Source organism: Endozoicomonas sp. ONNA1 (assembly GCF_024606325.1).
In the GTDB taxonomy this organism is placed as follows: domain Bacteria; phylum Pseudomonadota; class Gammaproteobacteria; order Pseudomonadales; family Endozoicomonadaceae; genus Endozoicomonas_A.
Genome location: NZ_JAHHPN010000449.1, coordinates 1 through 24,870, shown reverse-complemented (window position 1 = coordinate 24,870; position 24,870 = coordinate 1). Strand labels below are relative to the sequence as shown.

Here is a 24,870-nt window from a genome sequence, read left to right as displayed (position 1 = left end):
TGAGCTCAATAACCACCTGCAGGGTGGGGACGGTGAAGATACTTTCGTGGGCGGCGATGGCAGTGATGTTTTCGATGGTGGCACTGGTTCAGAAAGCGATACGGCTGACTATTCCACAGTAACCGGCAATATTGTTGTTGATCTGGAAAATGATACGGCCAGCAATGATGGTTTCAATAACACCGATACTCTAACCAGTATTGAGAATGTGCTGGGCGGCTTTGGTGACGATGTTATTACCGCCGGTGTGAGTAATGAAAGTAATGTGCTCCGGGGAAATGCCGGTGACGATCAACTGTCCGGTGGCGCAGGCATCGATATTCTCGAAGGCGGTGATGGTGATGACACACTCATTGGTGGCTCTGGAGCCGATCAGCTGACTGGCGGTGATGGCAATGAAACCCACGGTGACACGGTTGATTACAGTGCCGCTACCATCGGCCTTCAGGTTGATCTGGCCAACGGCGTGGTGGCCAATGATGGCACTGGCAGCCAGGACACTCTTTCAGGCATTGAAAATGTCATAGGCGGCTCCAGCAATGACCAGCTAACGGGCAACACGGATGCTAACACGCTGACGGGTAATGCCGGTGACGATGTTCTCGATGGTGGTGGGGGCGAAGACACCCTGCTGGGAGGGGACGGTGATGACCGGCTCACCGGCGGGAGCGGTAATGACACTCTCAATGGCGGTCTCCAGACAACGAACGGAGATACCGCCGATTACAGTGCCGACTCAACCGATCTGAATGCAGATTTGGATACCGGTATTGCCAGCAGTACGCTCAGCGGCACTGACACACTGGTGGGTATTGAGAATATCACTGGCGGCAGCGGTGATGACCGCCTGCTGGGGGACAGTGCCAATAACCAGCTAATGGGTGGTGCCGGGGATGATGCACTCACAGGCAGGGGGGGCAGCAACACTCTGGACGGTGGCGCTGGGAGCGATACCGCTGACTATTCCGGCAGCACCGGTATCGTGACGGTTGCCCTGGATGGCTCATTGACCCATACCAACGGCATTGATGCCGGCACCGATACCCTGATTAATATTGAGAATGTCACGGGTGGCAGCAACAACGACAGGCTGGTAGGTGATAGTGGTGACAACGTACTCAGCGGTAATGGGGGTGACGACCTGCTGCGTGGTGGTGCCGGTAATGACACTTTCTATGGAGAGACAGAAGCTGCGGGCGTAAATCCGGGCAGTCAGGACACGGATACCGTCAGCTATTCACTGGCAGCGGCAGGAGTCACTGTTGATCTCTCTGCCAATGCAGCCAGTGATGATGGCGACGGTGGCAGTGACCAGTTGTATGGCATTGAGAATATTATTGGCAGTGCTGCTCAGGATACGATCAGTGGTGATGCCCAAGACAACGAACTTAAAGGTGAAGGAGGCAATGACATCCTGGCTGGCGGCCGCGGCAGCGATACCCTTGATGGTGGTGCCGACACAGACACGGCGGACTACAGCACAGCTATTGGTTCGGTCAATGCCAACCTTTCCTCCGGCACCCCTCAGGCGACAGTCAGTGGCGACACGGACACACTGATCAGCATTGAAAACCTGCGTGGCAGTGATCACGCCGATACCTTAACCGGCGATAACAACGCCAATGATCTTCATGGCGGTCAGGCCGACGATATCCTGTCCGGCAATGACGGCGCTGACCGACTCTATGGTGAAAGCGGCGATGACATTCTGGTCGGTGGCGATGGTGTGGATACTCTCGATGGTGGCAGTCATAGTGCAGCCGGTGATACGGCTGACTATAGTGCCCGTAACACGGCGGTAACCATCAACCTTGATAACCAATCTCAGAACGATGATGGCAGCGGTGCTCAGGACACTCTGGTGGACATAGAGAACGTCACCGGAGGGAGTGTCGGTGATACGCTCACGGGCGATGCAGGCGACAATGTTCTATCCGGCAGTGGCGGCGATGACATCCTCAGTGGCGGTGCAGGCGCCGACACGCTCCAGGGTGACGACGGCAATGACACCCTCTCTGGCGGTACCGGGGCAGACAATTTCGAGGGTGGTTCGGACGTCGATACGGTCACTTATGCCGGTATCTCCGTTGGTGTCACCGCCAACCTGCGGACTGGCCTCGGCAACGACGGCAGCGGTGGCAGTGACACCTACAGCAATGTCGAGAACCTGATCGGCGGCAGTGGTGACGACACCCTGACCGGCACTGACAGTACCACTCAGGGCAACGAACTCTCTGGCGGAGCCGGTGACGACACGCTGACCGGCGGTGCCGGTAATGACACTCTGGATGGTGGCAGTCATGGTGCCGACGGCGATACGGTGGTCTTTACCGATGGCACCAACGGTGTCACAGCCAGTCTGGCTAATGGTCTGGCTACTGACAGCGAAGGTGGTCAGGACGTTCTGCAGAACATTGAAAACCTGACCGGTACCAACAAAGATGACAGTCTCACCGGTGATGCTGGAAACAACGTTCTTTCGGGTAATGCCGGTGCGGATACGCTGCTCGGTAATGGCGGTGATGACACCCTCAATGGCGGTAATGACAATGATATCCTGATGGGCGGGGCTGGGGCAGATACCCTCAATGGTGGAGCGGGCAGCGACACTGCAGATTACAGTGACAACACCAGCATTGTCACGGTTAATCTGTCACTGGCGAATAACAAGGTGACTGAAGGCGGAATCAATACCGACACTCTGAACGACATCGAAAATGTCACCGGCGGTTCCGGTGATGACATCCTGACGGGTGACAATAACGCCAATGCATTGACCGGTGGCGACGGTGACGACCTGCTGGTGGGTGGCCGTGATAATGATCAGCTGGCAGGCGGTGATGGTATAGACACCGTGGATTACAGCACCAGTAATCAGGCTGTTACCGTGGATCTGGACGGTGGCACTGCCTCCGATGGTTTTGGTGACACTGATACATTGAGTGGCATTGAAAACGTGGTTGGCAGTGACCATAACGACAGCCTGACCGGAAATAACGATGATAATGAGCTGTCTGGTGGTCTGGGCAACGACACCCTTGCGGGTGGGCAAGGCAATGATACCCTCCGGGGAGGCAGCGGTGAGAACACCGCTGACTACACCGGCGCGGCAGCAGCCGTTACTGCCAACCTGACGAGCGGTACCGCGACAGATGACGGTGATGGCGGCCAGGATTCCTTCCATGATATCGATAATATTCGCGGCAGCAGCCATGACGACCTGATCATCGGCGATGGCAACGCCAATACACTTTATGGCGATGCAGGGGATGACACCCTGACAGGACGGGCAGGCAATGACCGTCTGGAAGGTGGTGCCAATACGGCGGTAGGTGATACTGCCGACTACTCGCTGGCGGCCAGTGCGGTCACCGTCGATTTGTCTATCAGCAAGGCGACGGATGATGGTGATGGCGGTGGTCAGGATGACCTGATCGGAATAGAGAATGTCACTGGCAGCAGCGGCAATGATCTGCTGACAGGCGATACGGCTGCCAACAGGCTGCGGGGCGGTGATGGTGACGACAGCCTGACAGGCGGACAGGGTGATGATTCCCTTGAAGGCGGTGACGGCTCCGATACGCTGGTAGGAGGGGAAGGCGCTGACACCATCGACGGCGGCACGGGTGTGGACACGCTCAGTTACGCCTCTGACCAGGATGCTAACAGTGACGGTATTGGTGTGGTTGTCGATCTCTCTGCTACCCAGGCCAGCGATGGCAGTGGTTTTACCGATACCGTCACCAACGTAGAGAACGTCATCGGCAGTGACTTTAAAGATACCCTGACCGGCGATGCCAATGCTAATACCCTCTCTGGCGGCCTTGGCGATGATACCCTGGCCGGTGGTGCCGGTGCCGATACGCTGGACGGCGGTGGCGAGGGCAGTGACGGCGATACCGCAGATTACACCGGTGCATCGGGATTTGTTACAGCAGACCTCTCTGGCGCAAGTGATACGGCCATTGTCGATGGTGATGCCACTGATACCCTGATCAGCATTGAAAATATCACCGGCAGCCAGTTTGCCGACACACTGACCGGTGATGACAACGCCAATAACCTGCTAGGTCAAGGCGGTGATGACACCCTTAATGGAGGACGGGGAGAGGACGTACTGGCCGGTGGTGCCGACAACGACACACTGGACGGGGGACAGGATGCTGACACCCTCAGGGGCGAGGCGGGTGAGGACACCCTGATTGGCGGTGAGGGTGACGATATACTGGAAGGCGGTGACGATGCAGACCGCCTCGAAGGTGGTCTGGGTGCTGACCAGTTAAAAGGTGGCGCTGGCATTGATACCGCCGTATACAGCAATGATGCCAGTAGCATTACCGTGAATCTTGCCGACGCTACGCCCAACGCCACCGACGGTTCAGGAGCTACGGATACGCTGAACAGCATCGAGAATATTGTCGGCAGTGCCAATGGTGACAGCATTACCGGCGACAGTCAGGTCAACGTGCTAGAGGGTGGCGGTGGTGACGATACGCTGCTTGGTGGCGATGGCGACGATACCCTTCAGGGAGGCAATGATGCCGACACGCTCTATGGTGATGCCGGTGATGACACTCTGCAAGGCGGCGATGGCGACGATACCCTTGATGGCGGCCTCGGCAGTGACAGCCTCGATGGCGGCAGTGGTAATGACACCGTTGATTACAGCCTGACGTCTGCCGGTGTGGTGGCGGATATATCCGGTAATGTCGATACCGTCACCATTGGCAGCGACACCGATACCCTGACCAGCATTGAGAATATTAACGGCAGCAATCACAACGACACGCTGACGGGTGATGGTGATGCCAATATCCTGCGGGGCAATGACGGCGACGATACCCTGAGTGGCAATGCCGGCGCTGACCAGTTGTTCGGTAACGATGGTGATGACACCCTGATCGGCGGCAGCGGCAGTGACACTCTCAATGGCGGTGCCAACGGTGAAACCAACGGTGACACGGCAGATTACAGCAACCATAGCCGTGCGGTAACGGTTGACCTGGACAGCGGCACCGCCACCGATGGGACAGGGGATTCAGACACCCTTATCGACATTGAAAACATCACAGGCAGCGGGCTGGGTGATACCCTCACCGGCGATACTCACAACAATCTCATAGCAGGCGGCGATGGTAATGATACACTCCAGGGCAATAGCGGTAATGACGACCTTCAGGGGGGCAGCGGCGATGACACCCTGACGGGTGGCCTCGGCAGCGATACCCTTGATGGTGGCACCGACACCGACACTGCGGACTACAGCACGGCTGTTGGCTCCGTTAATGCCAACCTTTCTGGTACGCCTCAGGCAGCAGTGAGTGGCGACGCCACAGACACACTGGTCAGCATTGAAAACCTCCGTGGCAGTAATCACGCCGATACCTTAACCGGCGATAACAACGCCAATGATCTTTATGGCGGTCAGGACAACGATACTCTGAGCGGTAATGGCGGTGTTGACCGGCTCTATGGTGAAGGCGGTGATGACATCCTGGTCGGTGGCGACGGTGCGGATACTCTCGATGGCGGCAGTAATAATGCAACCGGTGATACGGCGAATTACAGCGCCCGTAACACGGCGGTAACCATCAACCTTCAAAACCAGTCCCAGAACGATGACGGCAGCGGTGCCCGGGACACTCTGGTAAACATAGAGAACGTCACCGGGGGCAGCGCTGGCGATTTACTCACAGGCGATGGCGGAAACAATGTGCTGACCGGCGGCGGCGGCGATGACATCCTGATCGGTGGTGGCGGTCAGGATCGGCTGGTCGGCAGTGGCGGTTCTGATGTCGATACGGTGGATTACAGCGGCGCTGCCGGTGCGGTGGTCGCTGACCTGTCCAACACGGCAGCGACTGATGACGGTGATGGCAGTTATGATGCATTGATTGATATTGAAAACCTGATCGGTAGCGCCAGCGGAGATTCCCTGACCGGTGACGTTGAGGCCAACACGCTTGCAGGCGGTGCCGGTGATGACACGCTCAAGGGCATGGCTGGCAACGATATTCTGGAAGGGGGTGCGGATAACGACACCCTCGGTGGCGGTGCCGGCACTGACACCCTCAGGGGTGGTGCGGGTACCGATACGGCAGATTACAGCGATGCCCGGTTCGGAGTAACGGTAGATCTTTCCGCAGCCCTGAATCAGGCTTCTGACGACGGCGAGTCCTCCAGCGATACTCTGGACAGCATTGAGAATGTTACCGGCAGCCTCAATAACGACACGCTGACGGGTGATAACCAGAACAACACGCTAAGCGGATTGGCTGGCGACGATATCCTGTCTGGTGGAGGAGGGGCAGATACCCTCGAAGGCGGCGATAACGACGATACCCTGCGTGGTAATAGCGGCAACGACACGCTGGAAGGAGGCACTGGCAGCGATACCGCTGATTACAGTGGTGTTACCGGCGTTGTCACCGCCAGTCTGTCAAATAAGCTGGTCTCCAGCGATGGCGACGGTGGCCAGGATTCTCTGGACAGTATTGAGAACCTGATTGGCGGCACCCTCGGCGACACGCTGACGGGTGACAGCCTGAATAACCGGCTGGAAGGTCGTGAAGGAAACGATGTTCTCAAGGGTGGCCTGGGTGATGATGACCTGATCGGTGGCGATGGCACGGCTGACCGGGCCGATTATGATGATGCCTCGGCTGGCGTCACCGTCGACCTGACCGCAGGCACTGCATCGGGTGCCAATGGTAATGACACTCTGAATAGCATTGAGGACATCAGGGGCAGTAACCACGATGACACCCTGACCGGCGACAGCGCAGCCAATGTTATCGAGGGGCTGGATGGCATCGACACCCTCCGCGGTGAAGGCGCAGACGATACACTCTATGGTGGTAACCAGAACGATACTCTTTACGGCGGTGATGGCAGCGACACCCTTCGCGGCGAGGATGACAATGACACCATCAGCGGCGGAGCCGGAAACGATGACCTGGATGGAGGCACTGGTTTTGACACACTGGATTACACCGACCACACCAATGACCTGACCGTAAACCTCAACAATGCCTCGGTTAACGCTGGCTCGAACAATGTCGACACCATCAGCAATTTTGAAGCAGTCAGTTCCGGCAGCGGTAACGATGTTCTGACCGGGACAGCGGCTGCCAACACCCTCAGGGGGAATGCCGGCGACGATACTTTGACCGGTGGTGATGGTGTCGATACCCTCGAAGGCGGAGCCGGTAATGACGTGTTTATTGAAGGAGGCGGTAGCGACATTATCGATGGCGGTGATGATATTGATACCGTCGATTACAGCAACCTGGGGGCAGGTCAGACCGTTCTGGCAACGCTGGTTGTGGGAGGGGACGGCTCGGCTGTGTCCGGATCTGATACCGATACACTCCGTAATATTGAGAACCTCATTGGTTCTGATGGTGCCGACAGCCTGACAGGGAGCAGCGCAGATAACGCGCTTTCCGGTGGTTCGGGTAACGATACACTGAACGGTGCTGCAGGCAATGACACGCTTGATGGCGGTGATGATACCGACACCGTTGATTATTCCGCAAACACCAGTAGCCAGGCCATTGTCGTTGATCTGGCTAATCAGGCTACGAACAATGATGGTCTGGGTGGTAGCGATACCCTGAGTAATATCGAGATTATCCGGCTTGGTGCAGGCAATGACCAGGCTACAGGCGATAGCAATAACAATGAATTTTATGGCAATGACGGTACCGACACCCTCAGTGGGGCAGACGGTGATGACAAACTTTATGGTGGCAATCAGGATGACATCCTGCAAGGTGGTGCAGGAACCGACTTGCTGGACGGTGGTGCAGGCACTGACACCGTGGATTACACCGATGCCTCCGCGGCTGTTGAAGTGGATCTCACCACAAACCGGGCGAAAGAGCTGGGTGCCCTCACAGACACGCTGAATAATATCGAAAATATCTTGTCCGGTGATCACAATGACACTCTGATCGGCGATGGTGGCGTCAACCGCATTGAAGGAGGGCTGGGTGATGACACTATTACGGGCAATGCCGGTAACGACCAGCTGTTCGGTGGTGACGGAGCGGATACCTTCATCGAAGGTGCAGGCAGCGATGCCATTGATGGCGGTGCGGGGTCTGATACGGTGGATTACAGCTCGGTATCAGGTGCTGAACTGACCGTTGATCTTGATGGTGGTTCGGGTTCGGGGACTGCCACTTTCAGTGGTGGTAATTCAGATGTTGATAATCTGGTTGATATTGAAAATATCGTCGGAACTAACAATAACGATACCATCACCGGAAGCAGTCAAGTGAATGAGCTGGATGGCGGCGATGGTGATGACCGGCTGGTGGGTGAGGCTGGCAATGATACCTTAAGAGGCGGTAATGGCACGGATACCGCCGACTACAGCTACCAGACCAACAATGTCCTGATTAATCTGGCAGACGATACCAATAATGATGATGGCCATGGTGATCGGGATAGCCTTTTTGATATTGAGAATGTCGTCAGTGGCTCCGGTAATGACACCCTGACCGGTGATTCTGCCGATAATACCCTTGATGGGGGTACGGGCGACGATACTCTGTCGGGTGGTTCTGGCGACGACACCCTGAATGGTAATGGCGGCATTGATACCGCTGATTACCGGGATGCTGTATCCGGCCTGACCATTGACCTTTCTACCAGCGCCCCGATCAACGACACCCTGGGTGGTCAGGACACTCTCCAGTCCATTGAAAACCTGATGGGCGGTAACCATGCCGATACGCTGACCGGCAACCACCTCGCCAATGCCCTCTGGGGGGGCGACCAGGATGACACCCTCAATGGACTCGACGGTACCGACACTCTGGAAGGTCAGGAGGGTAATGATACCCTGGATGGCGGAGATCTTGACGATACCCTCAAAGGTGGTAATGGCGACGATATTCTGATCGGTGGCTCAGGTAATGACGACCTGCAGGGTGATGCCGGTATTGATACCGCAGATTACAGTGCCCAGACTCAGTCCGTCACCATCAACCTGCTTGATCAGTCACAAAACAACGATGGCCAAACAGGCCAGGATACCCTCACGGGTATCGAAAACCTTTCCGGCGGCAGTAACAACGACACGCTAACCGGCGACAATGCCGACAATACGATTCGTGGCAATGGTGGCAACGATACCCTCAGTGGCAGTGGCGGCGATGATCAGCTCGTGGGGGATGCGGGTGATGATACTCTGCAGGGCGGCGCTGGCAATGACACCCTCGATGGCGGCCAGGGCACTGATACGGCAGATTACACAGGGCATGGCAGCGCAGTCACGGCAACACTGACCGATGGTGGCGCTGGTAGTGGCACAGCCACTGATGCCGCCACCAGCGACACGGATACTTTGGCAGGCATCGAAAACCTCGCCGGCAGTAGTAACGATGACAGGTTAACCGGTAATGACCTTGCCAACATCCTTCATGGTGGTGACGGTGCGGATACCCTGGTCGGTGGTGACGGTGCGGATACCCTGCGTGGTGGCGATGACGCAACCGACAATAGCCTGAGTGATACCGCCGACTACAGCGCCGCCTCCGGAGCCCTGACCATTGACCTGGCCAATAAAGAAGCCACCAATGATGGCTACGGCAACCGTGATGTGGTGATCGATATCGAAAATGTGGTTGGCACTGCTCACAATGATTCTATTCGGGGGGATGGTGCAAACAACCATCTGACCGGCGGTGATGGCAACGATACGTTTTATGGTGCGGGAGGGGTAGATACGTTTATCGGCGGTGCTGGCATCGATACCGCCGATTACGGCGATGCTGCCAGTGCTATCAATGTAAACCTGCTTAGCGGCGCAGCCAGCAACGATGGTGATGGTGCCAATGACACACTCACAGGCATTGAGAATGTCATTGGCTCAGGCAACGATGACACCATCGAGGGTGATGCTCAAGCGAACCAACTGGAAGGTGGCAATGGTGCCGATACCCTGACCGGCGGCGATGGCGATGACGTGTTGCTGGGGCAGGACGGTGACGACATTCTTGAAGGGGGCCTTGGTGCTGACACACTCGATGGTGGGCTGGGTAATGACCGGGTGGATTACAGCACCTTCGCCGGAGCGCTGACTATTGACCGTTCAGGAGGCGGAAGTAGTTTTCAGGTCGATCTCGGCGGTGGCAATGTCGATACCCTGATCGACATTGAAGACCTGGTGCTGGGTGCGGGTGACGACCATATCATCGGTGATAACACGGCTAACCGTTATGACGGCGGAATCGGTAATGACACTCTGGAAGGCAGGGGTGGCAACGATACCCTGAACGGTGATGAAGGGGATGACACCATTAAGGGTGGTAGTGGCAGTGATATCCTGGATGGTGGCGAAAACGCCAATGATAACGACACCCTGGATTATTCTGACAATACCACAGGCCTGACGGTGGACCTGGGTTCATCTTCGGTGGTGGATGGGGCCGATACTGACACCATTGCCAATTTTGAGTCTGTGATGGGTGGTTCCGGTAATGACACCCTGACAGGTACTGCTGAAGTCAATATTCTGGATGGCCAGGGCGGAGATGACACCCTTTACGGCAAGGCCGGTGCCGATACCCTGAGGGGCGGAACCCACGGCAGTAACGGTGATACCGCTGATTACAGTGCCCATGGCAGCGCAGTCACTGTCACGCTGACTGCCAACGGTAACGGAACGGCTAATGATGGCACCGATACCGATACTCTGGAAGGCATAGAGAACATCAGCGGCACGGCTCATGACGATACCCTGACCGGTGATAACAATGCCAATACCCTGAGAGGTAATGGTGGTGTTGACACCATTAATGGCGGTGCCGGTACAGACAGCCTCTACGGCGATGCTGGCAATGACACTCTGAATGGCGATGCCGGGAATGACACTCTCTATGGTGGCACCGGTAACGATACCCTGGATGGAGGCAGTGATTCCGATACGGTCGACTACAGCGGCAAGGGGGCGATCACTGTTGATATGAATCTGGCTAGTAATCAGGTGAGTAATGACGGTGAAAGTGGTCAGGACACGCTGCTTAATATTGAAACTATTATCGGTACTGCCAACAACGACACCATGACCGGTAATACCGACAGTCACCGGTTTGAAGGGGGCGGCGGTGATGACACGCTCTCTGGCGGTGGTGGTGATGATGACATCGAGGGTAATGCGGACAATGACATCCTGACGGGGGGTCAGGGTGAGGATTTCCTCAAGGGTGGCACGGGTCAGGATAGCCTTTCAGGTGGCACAGAGAATGACACGCTCTGGGGCGAAGACGGTGATGACACTCTTGATGGGGACGCCGGTGACGACACTCTTGATGGGGGCACCGGTGAGGACACTCTTGATGGAGGTGCCGGTGACGACACCATCGACGGCGGGGCAGGAACCGACACCCTGCTGTTAACCGGAGCCACACAAGCGGTCAATATTGATCTTCAGGCAGGTAGCGCAAGCAACGATGGTTACGGTACCAGCGATTCCAGTATTACCAATATCGAGAATGTCACGCTGGGCGCTAACGGTGGTGTTGTCACGGGCAGTGCTGATGTCAATGTGCTGACCGGGAGCACTGGCGTCGATCAGTTCCATGGCGGTGGCGGCAACGACAGGCTGGAGGGTCATGACAACAATGACCTGCTTTATGGAGATGCCGGTCAGGACACGCTCTATGGTGGAGCCGGGACAGACACCCTTGAAGGGGGATCGGACAATGACACCCTCTATGGCGAGGCAGACGACGATACGTTGCGTGGCGATGCCGGTCAGGACCAGCTCTTTGGCGGTGATGGCAATGATACCCTGGAGGGCGGAGATGACGACGATACCCTGGAAGGTGGTGCCAATGACGACACTCTCCACGGCGGTAACCATAACGATACATTGCGTGGCGATGCCGGTGCCGACACGCTCAACGGTGATGCTGGTGATGACGTGCTTGAGGGAGGGGATGGCATTGATACCCTCAATGGCGGCGATGATGACGATACCCTGCGAGGTGGCGCGGAAGGCGACACGCTGAACGGTGGTTCCGGCAATGATACGCTGGTTGGCGGTGCCGGTAATGACAATCTCGACGGCGGTGCAGGCACCGGGGACTGGGCGGATTACAGCGGCGCTATTGGCAGTGTTACCGCTGACCTTAGTGATCTGGTGGGGACGAATGCTGCGGATGGTGAAGGTTCCAACGACACCCTCAGCAATATTGAAAATATCCGTGGCAGTGCCCAATCTGACAACCTGACAGGGGATGCCAACGCGAATCATCTGGTGGGTAATGACAATGATGACACCTTGTCCGGTGGTGATGGTGCGGACCATCTGGAAGGCGGTGATGGCAATGATTATCTGACGGGGGGTGCCGGTGCCGACACACTGGATGGCGGTGAACAGGCCGGTGACAATGATACCGTTGACTATGCCAGTGAGAGTTCGGCAGTTACCGTTGACCTGTCCAATGTTTCACAAACGGCAAGCGTCGGCGGGGTCACTGACACCCTGTCCGGTATTGAAAGTGTGGTCGGGGGCAGTGGTGACGACATTTTCACCGGTAACGGTGACGACAATACATTGCAAGGTAATGCCGGTCAGGACCGGATTGACGGCGGTGCCGGTGACGACACGCTTCAAGGTGGTGATGACAATGACACCCTGAATGGTGGTCAGGGCGACGACACTATTGATGGCGGCAGTGGTAATAATGACCTGCTTGACCTGAGTACAGCGACCCACGCCATTGACCTTAACCTTGGTGACGGAAAAGCCACTCAGGATGGTTACGGTTCATCCGACAGTAGCATCACCGGAATTGAAGACGTTACCGGGGGCGGTCAGGCCGATGATATTACCGGCAGTTCCCTGGCCAATATCCTGCGTGGAGGGGGAGACGATGACCTGCTGAAAGGCGGTTTTGGCAACGATACTCTCTACGGTGACAGTGGTGCGGACACACTGCAAGGCAACGCCGGTGACGATGAAATATACGGTGGCACCGGTAATGATACCGTCAGTTACGCTGACGGTGGCGCGGTGAATGTCAACCTGACCACCGGCGTAGCCACCGGCAATGGCACCGATAACCTCTACGAGATCGAAAATATTACCGGCAGTTTCTCCGACGATACGCTGACAGGTGACAGTGGTGATAATACCCTCGATGGCAGCTCGGGCGACGACACGCTGATCGGTGGTGCCGGTAATGACGTGCTGGAGGGAGGGGCTCACAGCAGTCTGGGTGATACGGTGGATTACAGTGGCGCTACCAATGGCGTGACCGTCAACCTGACAAGCGAGACAGGCAGCAGCGTCGATCAGGGCACTGATACCCTGAGGAATATTGAAAATATTATTGGCAGTAATCATAACGACGCTCTAACCGGCAGCAGTGTCAGCAATTCGATCAATGCCGGTGCCGGCGCAGACACTATTTATGGCTCTGATGGCGACGACACTCTTGATGGCGGCAGCAGCAGCGACACGGTGGATTACAACACGTCCCATTTCAACAGCTCTGGCAATGGTTTGACCGTTACCCTGAGGGACTCTTCTGACGGCAGTGCGGTTCATGGCAGTGATACCGACACACTCAAAAATATTGAAAATGTCACTGGCTCCAGCAACAACGATACCCTGATCGGAGACACTGGCAATAACACCCTCAATGGTATGGCTGGCGACGATACTCTGGAAAGTGGTACAGGGACAGACACCCTGGATGGCGGCACAGGTTCTGATACGGCGGATTACAGTAACCACACTAATTCCGGTATCACCGTTGTGCTCAATGGCAGCGGTAACGGTACCGTCAATGACGGCACGTCTACAGACACACTTCGCAATATCGAAAACATTATTGCCACAGACGGCATGGACACCATCACGGGTGATAATGAGGACAATAACATCAGTGCCGGTGATCAGAACGACACAATCCACTCAAGCAATGGTTCCGATATCCTGGATGGTGGCAGCGGCACTGATACTCTCAACTACAGTACCAACAGCAGTGGCGTGACCGTCACTCTGGCTGGTGCGTCTGATGGCTCGGTAGCCAAGGGTGGTAATACCGATACTGTCCGTAATGTGGAAAATGTCGTCGGTAGTGCTTTTATCGATACCATGACCGGTGACAGCAACATCAATAGTCTCAGTGGCATGGGTGGCAACGATACATTCCACGGCAGCGGTGGCAACGATATTCTGGATGGCGGTACAGATATCGATACCGTGGATTACTCTGCGTACACTGCCACTGTCAACGTGACTCTGGCCGAAACCGGCAACGATGGTACAGCCACCACGTCTGCAGGCACGGACACCCTTCGCGAGATCGAAAATATTATTGGCGGCAGCGGCGATGATACGCTCATCGGTAACAGTGCCATCAATGACCTCAAAGGTGGAGCCGGTAATGATACGCTTCGTGGTGGTGCCGGTGCCGACACACTGGATGGCGGGGCGGGTGAAGACACCGTTGATTACAGTCAAGATTCAGGGACGGTTATTGTTGATTTGTCAGGAGACTACGCCATTGATGGTGGCGGCGGAAACGATACGCTGACAGATATCGAAAATATTATCGGTTCTGACCATTTATCAGGCGACCAGTTATACGGTAACGCGTCAGCCAACACCATCAACGGGGGTGCCGGAGGCGACACTATTTGGGGGGGTTCCGGTGCTGACACCATCAACGGTGGAGATGGCAACGACGACATTAACGGTAACCAGGACGATGACATCATCACCGGTGGCGACGGAGATGACATCATCCACGGTGGCTTCGGAAACGATAAATTGGATGGCGGTGCCAACACTGCGGCAGGGGATACGCTGGATATGGTGGGTAATGTCAGCGGGCCTTTAGACACACCAGATGATATTACCGTCGACCTCTCTGCCACAGCCGATCCTGAGGGTTACATCACCGTCAACAAAAGTTTTGGCAATGGGCTCTTTACCGGTACTGACAGGGTCAAAGGTTTTGAGAATGTCACCACCAATCATGGCAACGATACCCTGATTGGTGACAGTGCCAACAATATTCTGACCAGTGGTGTCGGCAATGACACACTCCGCGGCGGAAACGGAAACGATACGCTCATTGCCGGTGACGGCAACGATACTCTGGAGGGTGGAGCCGGAACCGATACGTTGAACGGAGGGGCTGATGAAGACACCGTTGATTACAGCAATGAAACCAATGGCGTCACAGTTAACCTGGACACTGGTGTGGCCACCGACGGTAGCGGCGGTACCGACACCCTGACCAGTATTGAGAAGGTGCTGGGCTCCAACAGTGCAGTCTCAGGGGATAATCTCACCGCCTCCAGCACGGTAGCTAACGTATTGGAGGGTAATGCCGGTGACGACACCTTAACGGGTTTTGCCGCAGATCAGCTTATTGGCGGAGCCGGTGACGACATTCTCAATGTCGATCTGGCAGCCCTGCAAAACAATGCCACACGGATAGACGGTGGCGCTGACAGCGACACCCTCAATCTGAACAACGGTGGCACCTGGGATCTGGGTAATTTCACCAGCCTTATTGATAATGTTGAAAAGATTGATTTCAGCGATGGAAGTGCCGATACCATCACTATCTCCATGAATGATGTCAGTGCTCTTACCGGAAGTAACAGTCTGACCATTGATGTTGATGGCAGTAACACTGATGGTATTACTGTGAATGATGAGACCAGTGTTGATACCAGTAATGCCAATCAGCACATATACAGCGACGGTACTAATACCATAACCGTCAACTTCCTCTGATGGATTCAGGCCAGTAGGTTCAGAGGGCGCCAGGATAACTAAAAGAGCGCCTTTTATGCTTAAATTCAACCTCAAAGATTGTTTCCTCACCATTTGCCATCATATGGGGGCCGATGTTGTCAGAGAAGATTTAGAGACACTCACGCAGGATGGTCAGGAGTTTGATCATCGGCGCCTTAAACAGGCCGCTGCCTACTGTGGCCTGGACATGATAAAAAAATGCAGCGGTCTTAATGATATTACGGAAAACGACTTACCCTGCATCATTCAGTTAAAGAAAAAAAAATTCATGACCATCACCGAAATTCGTAACGGTGAGTATTTTGTAGCATCACGAAAACATCCTCTGGGATTATGGTTGTCTTTGTCACGATTAGCATCGGTTTATACCGGCACGCTTTTCTGTTTCAGTGAACAACAGGACAAAGCCACTGCCAGCAAGCTATTGATGCCTGCCTGGTTTCGCGCACAGATGAACGAACTCCGACCTCACTACGTTCAGGTATTGCTGGCGACCCTGATGGTCAATCTACTGACTCTGTCGCTACCGTTATTCACCAACATGGTGTTCGACAAACTCATCCCAACCTTTGCTACTGATACGCTGCTTGTTCTGGGGATTGGCATGCTGTTGGTAGTGACCTTTGATTTTGTCTTGCGCTGGCTCCGCACTTATTTTGTCGATGAGGCCTGCCGGGTTATTGAAAAGCGCAGTGAACAGTTCATCATGGGCCGCCTTGTTCAGCTGAAGCAGAGTGAACTGCCTGACTCTACGGGTCGCATTACCCATGCTGTGGAAAATTTTGCCCGGGTTAAAGAATTTCTGTCCGGAACGGTGGTGTTATCATTTCTGGATGCACCATTTTTTATTCTGTTTACCCTCATAATAGGAATGATCAGTGGCGTCATGGCACTCATTCCTATTGGCATTGCGGCCTGCCTGATACCGATTGCGATATTCAGCTATCGAGGCACGCGTCATCGTGCCAGCCAGCTGACCCGCGCCAACAATGCCAAAAGTGCCTTTCTCTACGAAGTGAGTTCAGAGCTGGAAGCCATTAAAACCCTGGGTGCGACACGCAAGACTCAGGCGCGCTGGCGTAGTTTGGTCACCCGTTCTGCCTGGGCATCGCTGGCCAGTAAACAGTCTAATATTCTGCTCAACACCCTGGTGGCAAGTGCCAGCCAGATTGTGGTCATCGGCATGCTTGTCCTGGGTGTCTTCCAGATACACAGCGGTAATCTTTCGTCTGGCTCTCTGTTTGCCTGCATTATTCTTGGTAGCAGGGCCATTGTTCCGCTGATGAGTCTGGCCATGGCAGTTAATCGCCTAAGCTTCTCCATCAAGGCATTGAAAGAGATTAACGATCTGCTGGGTCTGGCAGGAGAGGATGACTGCAACGATAAGCTCAATGTTCCAACCCTGAAAGGAGTGATTGAATTCGATAAAGTGTCCTATCGATATAAAGCCACGGAACCTGAAATTCTGAAGAACATCAGCCTGAAGATTGAGCCGGGAGAGCGGGTAGCCATACTGGGTGCATCTGGCTCCGGGAAAAGTACACTCATCCGCATGATTCAGGGGCTGGTGGAACCGACTGAAGGCAATGTAATGATCGATGGTCGCAATCTGCAGCACCTTAATCTGGACCATTACCGCAGCCACTTCGCCGTGGCACCTCAAAAACCCTCCGTATTCGCTGGCACACTGAAAAGTAACCTGATGCTCGGACAGAGTTCAGCATCCACTAAAAAGCTGGATGAAGCCTGTTATGGGGCTTGTCTGGATGGATTTGTCCAGAAGTGCTCCCGGGGCTATGCCCACGAAGTTTTAGAACGGGGCGAGAATCTCTCCGGTGGTCAACGACAGGCACTTTGCCTGGCTCGTGCTCTGTTGCGTCGGGGTCGTTTACTGATCCTTGATGAACCCACCAGTGCCTATGATAATTACAATGAAACGCTTTTCTGTCAGCGTCTTCCGGGTATCCTGGAAGACGACCAGACGCTGATTCTTGTCACTCACCGGCAAAACCTGTTGCAATTGGTGGATCGGATTATCGTGATATCGGAAGGTCGTATCATCGGTGACGGTAGTCGCAGTCGCGTGCTGAAGGAGCTCAATTTTCAACGGTCAGTCACATCTTCAACACCTACTGCATAATCAAAAACCTTTTTAATAGGCGGGAGTGATGTGCGCTTCAGTTTCACCCTCCCCTGCCAGCGGCCCCACAGTTCCGGGCGAATAGCCGGATTATTGATGCCGATGTAATAAAATTGCTGTGCCTTGCCTGATTTCAGTTCCGGGAAAGTATGTGCTTTGACAAGTTCGTCATTGGGTGCAACGAAACTCAACGTTACCTGATCACCCGTTGACAGCCCGACGAACCGGACCCAAAAAAACAGGCGCTGGTTTTTGTCACCAGCGCCGTTATTAAAATTTCCACTTTCAATCGACTGGTAGTTGACCGGGGGAGTGCTATTGAAACCCTGATCCAATAGCAACCCCGGGAGGTAGGTTATCCTGTTGTCTTCGATCCCGAGCCACAGACTGTTGAGCGTATCCCCACACTCGCTTCTGTCTGGTTTTCCGATAAACGGGTCAATCGTCTTATTGTGATGTGTCACCTGAAAATGGACATGGGGAAATTCGGTTAATCCCGACAGGCCAATTTCTCCCAGTAACTGCCCCTGTTCGACCTGATCACCTTTTTTGATGGTCAGACTCCCCTTTTTCAGATGGCCATAAATGCTGCGCCAGCCATCCCCATGCTGGATAACAACGGCATTGCCCAGACCGATCTGTTTTATTTCCTTACGTCGGGCAGGGTTCAGATAAGTATCCGCAATGCCATCCCGTGTCGCGACAACCGTGCCATCGGCTGCTGCCAGCACAGAAACACCCTTATTCATTTGGGGCAGGTTAACTAACCTGATATCGGTACCAGAATGGCCGTCATAGGTTTGCTGACGGCACTGATAGTCGCTGTGGCCCGAAGTGGGATCATGGTCAACATAGTTTTGGATAAAGCAATCAACACCATAATGACAAGCCACCGGGAAAATAAAATCCGGACTGTTGTCAGCCGAAGCGGCCAGACTCCAGATCAGAGGAATGATATGCCGGTGAACCCTCACGTCTCAATTTCCTTTTATTCTGGCCTTCATATCCTTAATCGCCCTGGACATGGAAATGAACATCTTTTCCATTCGTGACTGCCTGATTTGGCTGTCCTGGTTATCTTCCTGAACTTTATCGGAAAGTGCCTGCAACTGCAGAGAGACACCTTTAAGTTCGGTGGCAGAGGCGTCTGTTTTCTGTGCGATGAATGCTTTCAGCTCGGTGACCTGCTCAGTGGTTTTCCCATGACTGCGCCCCAGAGCCTGCTGCTCATTCAGCAGAGCATTGACAATCTGAACCAGCCGATGCTTGCTTTCCTGTACTGCGCCCAGTGCTTCTATACTGGCATCGGCCTGAGTAGAGAACATCTGGCGCAGTTTTTCTGATTCCCGCAATTGCAGCTCTGCTTGCGCTAACTGATCTGACTGGAGTCTGGCAGAAGTTTCAATATGTTGTTCAGTCCGTAGCAGGGATTCAGACAGCCCGGAGGTCTCATTGGCCAGCTCACGGTGATTATTGTTGAGTAAAGTGATCAGGTTTTGCCACTGCCTGTCATCTGCAGATTGAATACTGATTCTCTTCAGAGTATTGGCGATGGTACTGAGCTGGGTGGTAATCTGCTCCAGTTGCCCGTTTCCGATGGCTGGAGCGGCAGTGGTCGTAGCCGCTCCACCATTAGAACTTCTCTCAACGGTGTGCTCAGCCAGCCAGTTTTCCATGGCAGAGGTGAAGTAATGGCCGGCCTTGTCCAGGCTGAGCAGAAAAATACCCAGCACCAACGAAGTACTCAGACCCATAAGGGAAGAACCGAAGGCGGTGCTCATGCCGCCAAGAGGCCCTTCCAGACCTCGGATCAGCTTGATCAGGGTTTCCATAATATCACCGCCATCCAAGCCTCCTGCCAGATCAGACAGGATGCCCCCGATGGAGCCAATGGTGATGGTGAGGCCAAGGAAAGTTCCAAGTAGTCCGATAAAAACCAGCAGGTCGGTGAAGTAGCGAATGAAGGCGGACTTTTCGCTCATACTGTCCTGCAGAGAGTCTACCAGAGCTCGGGTTGCTGGTGCCGAGAGTCTGATAACACCCAGAGATGCAACATTGTTTTTGAGCAGGGTGACAGTTGGCCCCATCAGGTGCATCTTCAACGGTTTGGGTTTGCCCTGCTCGTTCTGGCTGCTCCTGTCTCTTTGGATGTTCTGATCGCCCGGATCATCCGAACCGTCCTGGTCGGCTTTATTTTCAAACAAGATCTCATCCAGTTTGGCAACCACCAGAACATCATCTTTAAGATGATACACATAGATGAAGCAGAGCACCGAACCGACTATGAATACCGATAAAATCGTACCGTTCAGCGGCAGATTTGACATAAGTGCCGTGATAAAAAAATCTCTGGAAAAATAAACCAGGATAATGCTGGCTACGACGACAAACTGCATACGCCTTATGAAGCTCTCTATTCTTTTCGGGTTGGCAATATGCAGCTCAGACATGTCCTTATTATCCCTTTTTGTCCGTGTTGCCCGTCGTTCTCTCGCCTGTCCTCTGATACATCATTGGGACTCGTCTGCCAGACTTCGCACTGTGTTGATGACATCATTCAGGTAATAGCGGATTTTCAGCGTACTCTTGTAATACTCAAACCGGAACACGGCGCTCTGGACTCGACTGTTATGGTAATCCCCCTGGGCTGTGGTGATATCCAGCAGGGTCTTTTCACCCAATTCAAATTCTTTGTAATAGAGGTCGACAATTTCGCGGTTGGTTTCCAGTGCCTCTTTATTGACGGCCTTTTCATCTCTTAACTTCAACATCGCGCTGTAAGCTTCCTCTGCCTCTTTTTCCAGTGCCAGTGTTGCCTCTCGTAACTGATGATTAGCCCGCATCACTTTGGCATTAGTTTCATCAACATTGCTTCGGGCCTTGAATCCGTCCCAGATGTCATAACTCATTGTGATACCGGCAGCCTGTGTGCTTGACCATTTGCCGTTGGTGTCCAGAGAGTTTTCCCTGTTGGTTTCAATTTTCAGGTCAAATTTGGGATATAGATCGGAACGGGCTTTGTCTCGATTTTCTTTGGCGAACTCAATGTTTTTTCTGAGAGACTGGATCTGATAACTCCGGGTTGTTGCAAATTCGACCAGTTCCTTCGGGGTTTGCTTGATGACCAGTCCGTCCAGCGAAGGAATTGTCAGGTTTTCTGGCTCAATGTTCGTCAGGCTTTTAAAGGTTTTACGGGCAAACGTCAGGTCTGTCTGATACTGGATCAGCTCAAGCTGGGCATTCTGGCTCAGACTGGTCAGACGCTGAACATCAGATTTGCTGGACGCACCTGTCTGATTTCGGGTTTCAAGGATGCCCAGAAAACGATCGTAAAAGGCGATATTCTCTTTGATATATCTGATCACTTCCTCAAGCTTGAGTATCTCCAGAAAGGTGTTTGAGGTGAGCAGGACGAGCTGCTCACGGCCGTTATTAAGATCCTGCTGGTAGGCATTTAGCTTGTATTTTCTGGCGCTGATCTGGTTAGAAGTCCGACCAAAATCGTACAACACCTGATTAAGAGTTACTGATGATTTGCGCTTTTGCTGCCAGGAACTGTCTGAATTGTTGCTCTTGCCACTTTCCAACTGGAGGGTAACCTTGGGGTGGTAGTTGGCGTAACTCTTGTCCAGTTGAGCCTCTCCAACCTCAACCGTAGCCTCCAGAGACTTCAAGGTCGGGTTGATCTCCAGTGCTTTGTTGACCGCTTCAGGTAACGATAAGGCACTCACTGGAGAGATAAGAATTAATAAACTCACCCCGAGCAGACTTTTTAGTTTCATAAAATTTGATCCTGCCTGTCCTGATTTTTTTGCCGCGTACCCCTACCCCATCTCTTCAATCCAATGGATATAGGACTTTAAAAGCCTCAGAGTCTTATTCGGCCCACAGCACGAAAACTGCAAAGGATCGCTTCTTTTAGTATTCCGTTTTGCGGTAAACATTTATTAAGAAACGCATCAGACAGGCGATAGATAACCAGACAACAGTTGATGTAACGGTTCCTGTTTGAATTTCTACACTACACATCTGCAACTGGAGCACAATGGCTAAAAAAGTTGAAAGCAACCCATGGCCCGGATTTGTGGATGCTCTTTCGACCACACTGCTGGTCTTTGTTTTCCTGGTCGTTGTGTTGGTTATGGTCGTTTCTGCGCTGAGTGTTCAGGTGGGTTATGATATTGCGCAGTCGTCTATTGAAGCTGAGCATGCGGCAGCCGGCTCAACCGAAGGACTGGAATCGGGTCAGCAAGCCTCGGTGGAATCGGATATTGAGAAGGAAATCATTTCTGAAGCCATGAGCGTTAATTTAGAGAGCCAGGTATCCACAGAGATTAAGAGTAAACTCATTCGCATAAAGTACGAAGATTTCAACTCACGTCTTTCTGAAGCGGCAAACAAGGAGCTGGAAGAATGGGTTCAGGCAAACATAGCTGATTTTCAGGGTAAAACGATCCATGTTATTAGCCTGCTCAATAGCAGAAGCCTGGCGAAAACGGTTTCTTACGAAATTGCATTCAACCGAATTTCTCAAGTTCGAAAAATTCTTCTGGATGCTGGCATGCCCGCTGAATTTATCAAAATCAGACTGGACGAATCCGGCACCGAGCAACGAAACCAGGTGGTTATCAAACTGGTGGATAACGAATAATGATGAAGCCACTGCTTACCCGAATGCGGCACCGATCGTTTTCCCGCTATTCCATCATTTTTACCATCACTTTTATCGTTCTGTGTTTTCTGGTCTGGTCAGCCATTATCGAAATAGATGTGGTCGTCAAGAGCAATGGTCGGGTGACTACTTTCAGCAATAACCGTGTGGTTGAGCATCTGGAAGGCGGTATTCTTACCGAACTGCACGTGCAAGAAGGGCAGCGGATTCACAAAGACATGGTATTGTTTACGGTGATGAATCCTTCCTTGACCGAGAATATCAGCATTTTGAACCAAAGACTCAGAGGGCTGACCGCAAAAGCGCAACGATTGTATGCTGAAATGACGGGTAAAGAACTGATCGCTGCGAGCAAACAAAAGACTCGGAATAACGAGCATTATCTTAACGAACAAGAGCTGTATAAAAAACGTGCCAGAAAGCTCAGCGAACAAATCTCCATTGTCCGCCAGCAGATTAACAAAGAAGAAGCCCAGTTATCTGAGCTTGACCAGGTCATCAAGGACATGAAAAACGAACGGGCGGTAGCTCAAAAGCAGTTGGATATACTGACGACGCTTCTTCAGGAAGGTGCTGGTTCGATTCATAATCAGCTGGAAAAAAAGATGGCGTTGCTGAAAATTGAGACCAGAATCAATCAGTCAATGAAACAGATTCCGGTCATTGCTGCCAACCTGTCAGAGCTGCGTTTAAAGAAAAAAAAACTGATGACAGATTTTCGTGAAGAGGCACAGCATAATTACAACAAAGTCCGGTTAGAAATTGTTCAAATTCAGGCACAGATTCACTCTTCCAGTGAACGGCAGGTCCGTAAAAAAGTGGCGGCACCGGTTACAGGTACTCTGCATACCCTGCATGTCAATACTATTGGTGAGGTCGTATCGCCGGGTTCGATATTGGCAGAGATAGTGCCAGATGGAGTTCCCCTGATGGTAGAAGCTATGGTGGCACCACATGACAGAGCCAGAGTCTGGCCCGGTCAGTCAGTGAATGTTCGGGTTTCTGCCTACGATTATACGACTTATGGCTCTCTGAGGGGCAAGGTTCTGGAGGTGAGTGCTGACACTTATGTAGATAGTGTCACGGCTAAGCATTACTACAAGGCTATGATTGAGACGGAAAGTTCAGGGTTTGATGAAAATAATCAGTTGATCCCGGGTATGACCGTTGAACTCAATATACTGGCAGGTAAACGCACGCTTCTTGGTTATCTGCTGGGGCCGTTGTCTGAATCCATTCAATTTACTGCGAGACTGTAATTCAATTTGTGTCAACGCTCGTGGCCCTTATCGGGCTCCACGCTGAGCGAAACTCCGTCCAAAAATCTTAGTGACAAGGGATCCTGAAGTTTAAAAAAACCTGTTGCACCTTTCTATATAGAGAAGAGAGCGTTGGAATTGATACCCCGCTATTTAAAATAGCTATCACACGGAGGCTGACCGAGAATAGACTGCCCCTCCGCGGCAACTGCTCCTGCATTGCTCTATCAGCCTGTCGAACTTAAGGCTGTCCTACTGCGGTTGTTGTCATTAGCGGAGCTCCCAATTTCTGCTTTCCCTTGGTAGAGAGAAGGTCAGCTACTTCGAATACGTTCAATTTCGAGGTTAATTATCCCTTAGCAAACGTTATGGCCTATTATCTTCCTGTCTGCGCTTCGCTGTGGTCGTTACCTTCCACCCCGCAAGACTTGGTACACAGCTGCCGACCACAGCTTTACCGTGGCGACCATTTCAGGTCGCAAGATTGTACGCGCTTCAAGACGCACCTCCACCAGTACCATACTGCAACAGTTTGAATACAACTTTCCTATCATTGTGATAGCCATTGCCAATTTCCAGTTTCAATTCCTTGTTTATAAACTTTATTTTATACAACAGGAGGATTACCCCATGAATGCATCCAGCCAGATAGAGAAAAAACAGGATAGTTTCAATGTTCCTGCTCAGCAATCCAACAAGCAAAGTGATTGCAATTTCAACAATGACTATTATGGAGACCGGGTCTGCCGTGCACCTTCTAATCCGAAAGAAATGGCAAAATGCAGAGTTGATCATCAATAAATTCATGATTGAGTACTAAAACTGCCTAAAATCGTTCCGGACGATCCTGTTACTTCCGGGTTTGGATGGGAGCACGAAAATAAACGACGCATTGCTTAAGAAGTTTTGTCGTTCTTTCGGGTGACATTACATTGTCCTGTAACGGATAAACAAAAACCCCAGCCGATCACTCAACTGGGGTTTTGCTTTATTCAATGCCTGG

8 protein-coding genes are annotated in these 24,870 nt (G+C 52.9%); 5 read left to right on the top strand and 3 right to left on the bottom strand.

All coding sequences use genetic code 11. The features are described from left to right. The first annotated feature begins 16 nt into the window (after positions 1 to 16). Together KDK19_RS10370 and KDK19_RS10365 are read left to right on the top strand one after the other, a co-directional pair. Positions 17 to 15,775, top strand: coding sequence for a hypothetical protein (locus tag KDK19_RS10370; protein ID WP_257291887.1), 15,759 nt, complete (start codon positions 17 to 19; stop codon positions 15,773 to 15,775). Positions 15,776 to 15,830: 55 nt separating this feature from the next. Beyond that, positions 15,831 to 17,936, top strand: coding sequence for an ATP-binding cassette domain-containing protein (locus tag KDK19_RS10365; RefSeq protein WP_257280298.1), 2,106 nt, complete (start codon positions 15,831 to 15,833; stop codon positions 17,934 to 17,936). Here KDK19_RS10365 and KDK19_RS10360 read toward each other — a convergent pair. The 3 genes from KDK19_RS10360 to KDK19_RS10350 are packed head-to-tail and all read right to left on the bottom strand — an operon-like array spanning position 17,900 to position 21,718. Continuing rightward, on the bottom strand, positions 17,900 to 18,910 hold the full coding sequence (locus KDK19_RS10360; RefSeq protein WP_257291886.1) for a M23 family metallopeptidase: 1,011 nt from the start codon (positions 18,908 to 18,910) through the stop codon (positions 17,900 to 17,902). The two genes, KDK19_RS10365 and KDK19_RS10360, sit on opposite strands and share 37 nt — an antisense overlap. Positions 18,911 to 18,913: 3 nt before the next feature. Next, positions 18,914 to 20,386: a hypothetical protein gene (locus KDK19_RS10355; RefSeq protein ID WP_257275179.1), complete on the bottom strand. Its 1,473-nt coding sequence runs from the start codon at positions 20,384 to 20,386 to the stop codon at positions 18,914 to 18,916. A gap of 60 nt (positions 20,387 to 20,446) precedes the next feature. Continuing rightward, complete coding sequence (locus tag KDK19_RS10350) at positions 20,447 to 21,718, bottom strand: TolC family protein (RefSeq protein WP_257254500.1); 1,272 nt, start codon at positions 21,716 to 21,718, stop codon at positions 20,447 to 20,449. Positions 21,719 to 21,981: 263 nt separating this feature from the next. Here KDK19_RS10350 and KDK19_RS10345 point away from each other — a divergent pair, with 263 nt between their 5' ends. The 3 genes from KDK19_RS10345 to KDK19_RS10335 all read left to right on the top strand — a co-directional run bounded on the left by KDK19_RS10345 (position 21,982) and on the right by KDK19_RS10335 (position 24,668). Continuing rightward, complete coding sequence (locus KDK19_RS10345) at positions 21,982 to 22,587, top strand: hypothetical protein (RefSeq protein ID WP_257254501.1); 606 nt, start codon at positions 21,982 to 21,984, stop codon at positions 22,585 to 22,587. Further along, a complete protein-coding gene (locus KDK19_RS10340; protein ID WP_257254502.1) occupies positions 22,587 to 23,867 on the top strand; it encodes an HlyD family type I secretion periplasmic adaptor subunit in 1,281 nt (426 codons plus the stop codon). The genes KDK19_RS10345 and KDK19_RS10340 overlap by 1 nt, the downstream gene beginning before the upstream one ends. A 459-nt stretch (positions 23,868 to 24,326) precedes the next feature. Then, a complete protein-coding gene (locus KDK19_RS10335; protein ID WP_257254503.1) occupies positions 24,327 to 24,668 on the top strand; it encodes a hypothetical protein in 342 nt (113 codons plus the stop codon). Positions 24,669 to 24,870: the final 202 nt, after the last annotated feature.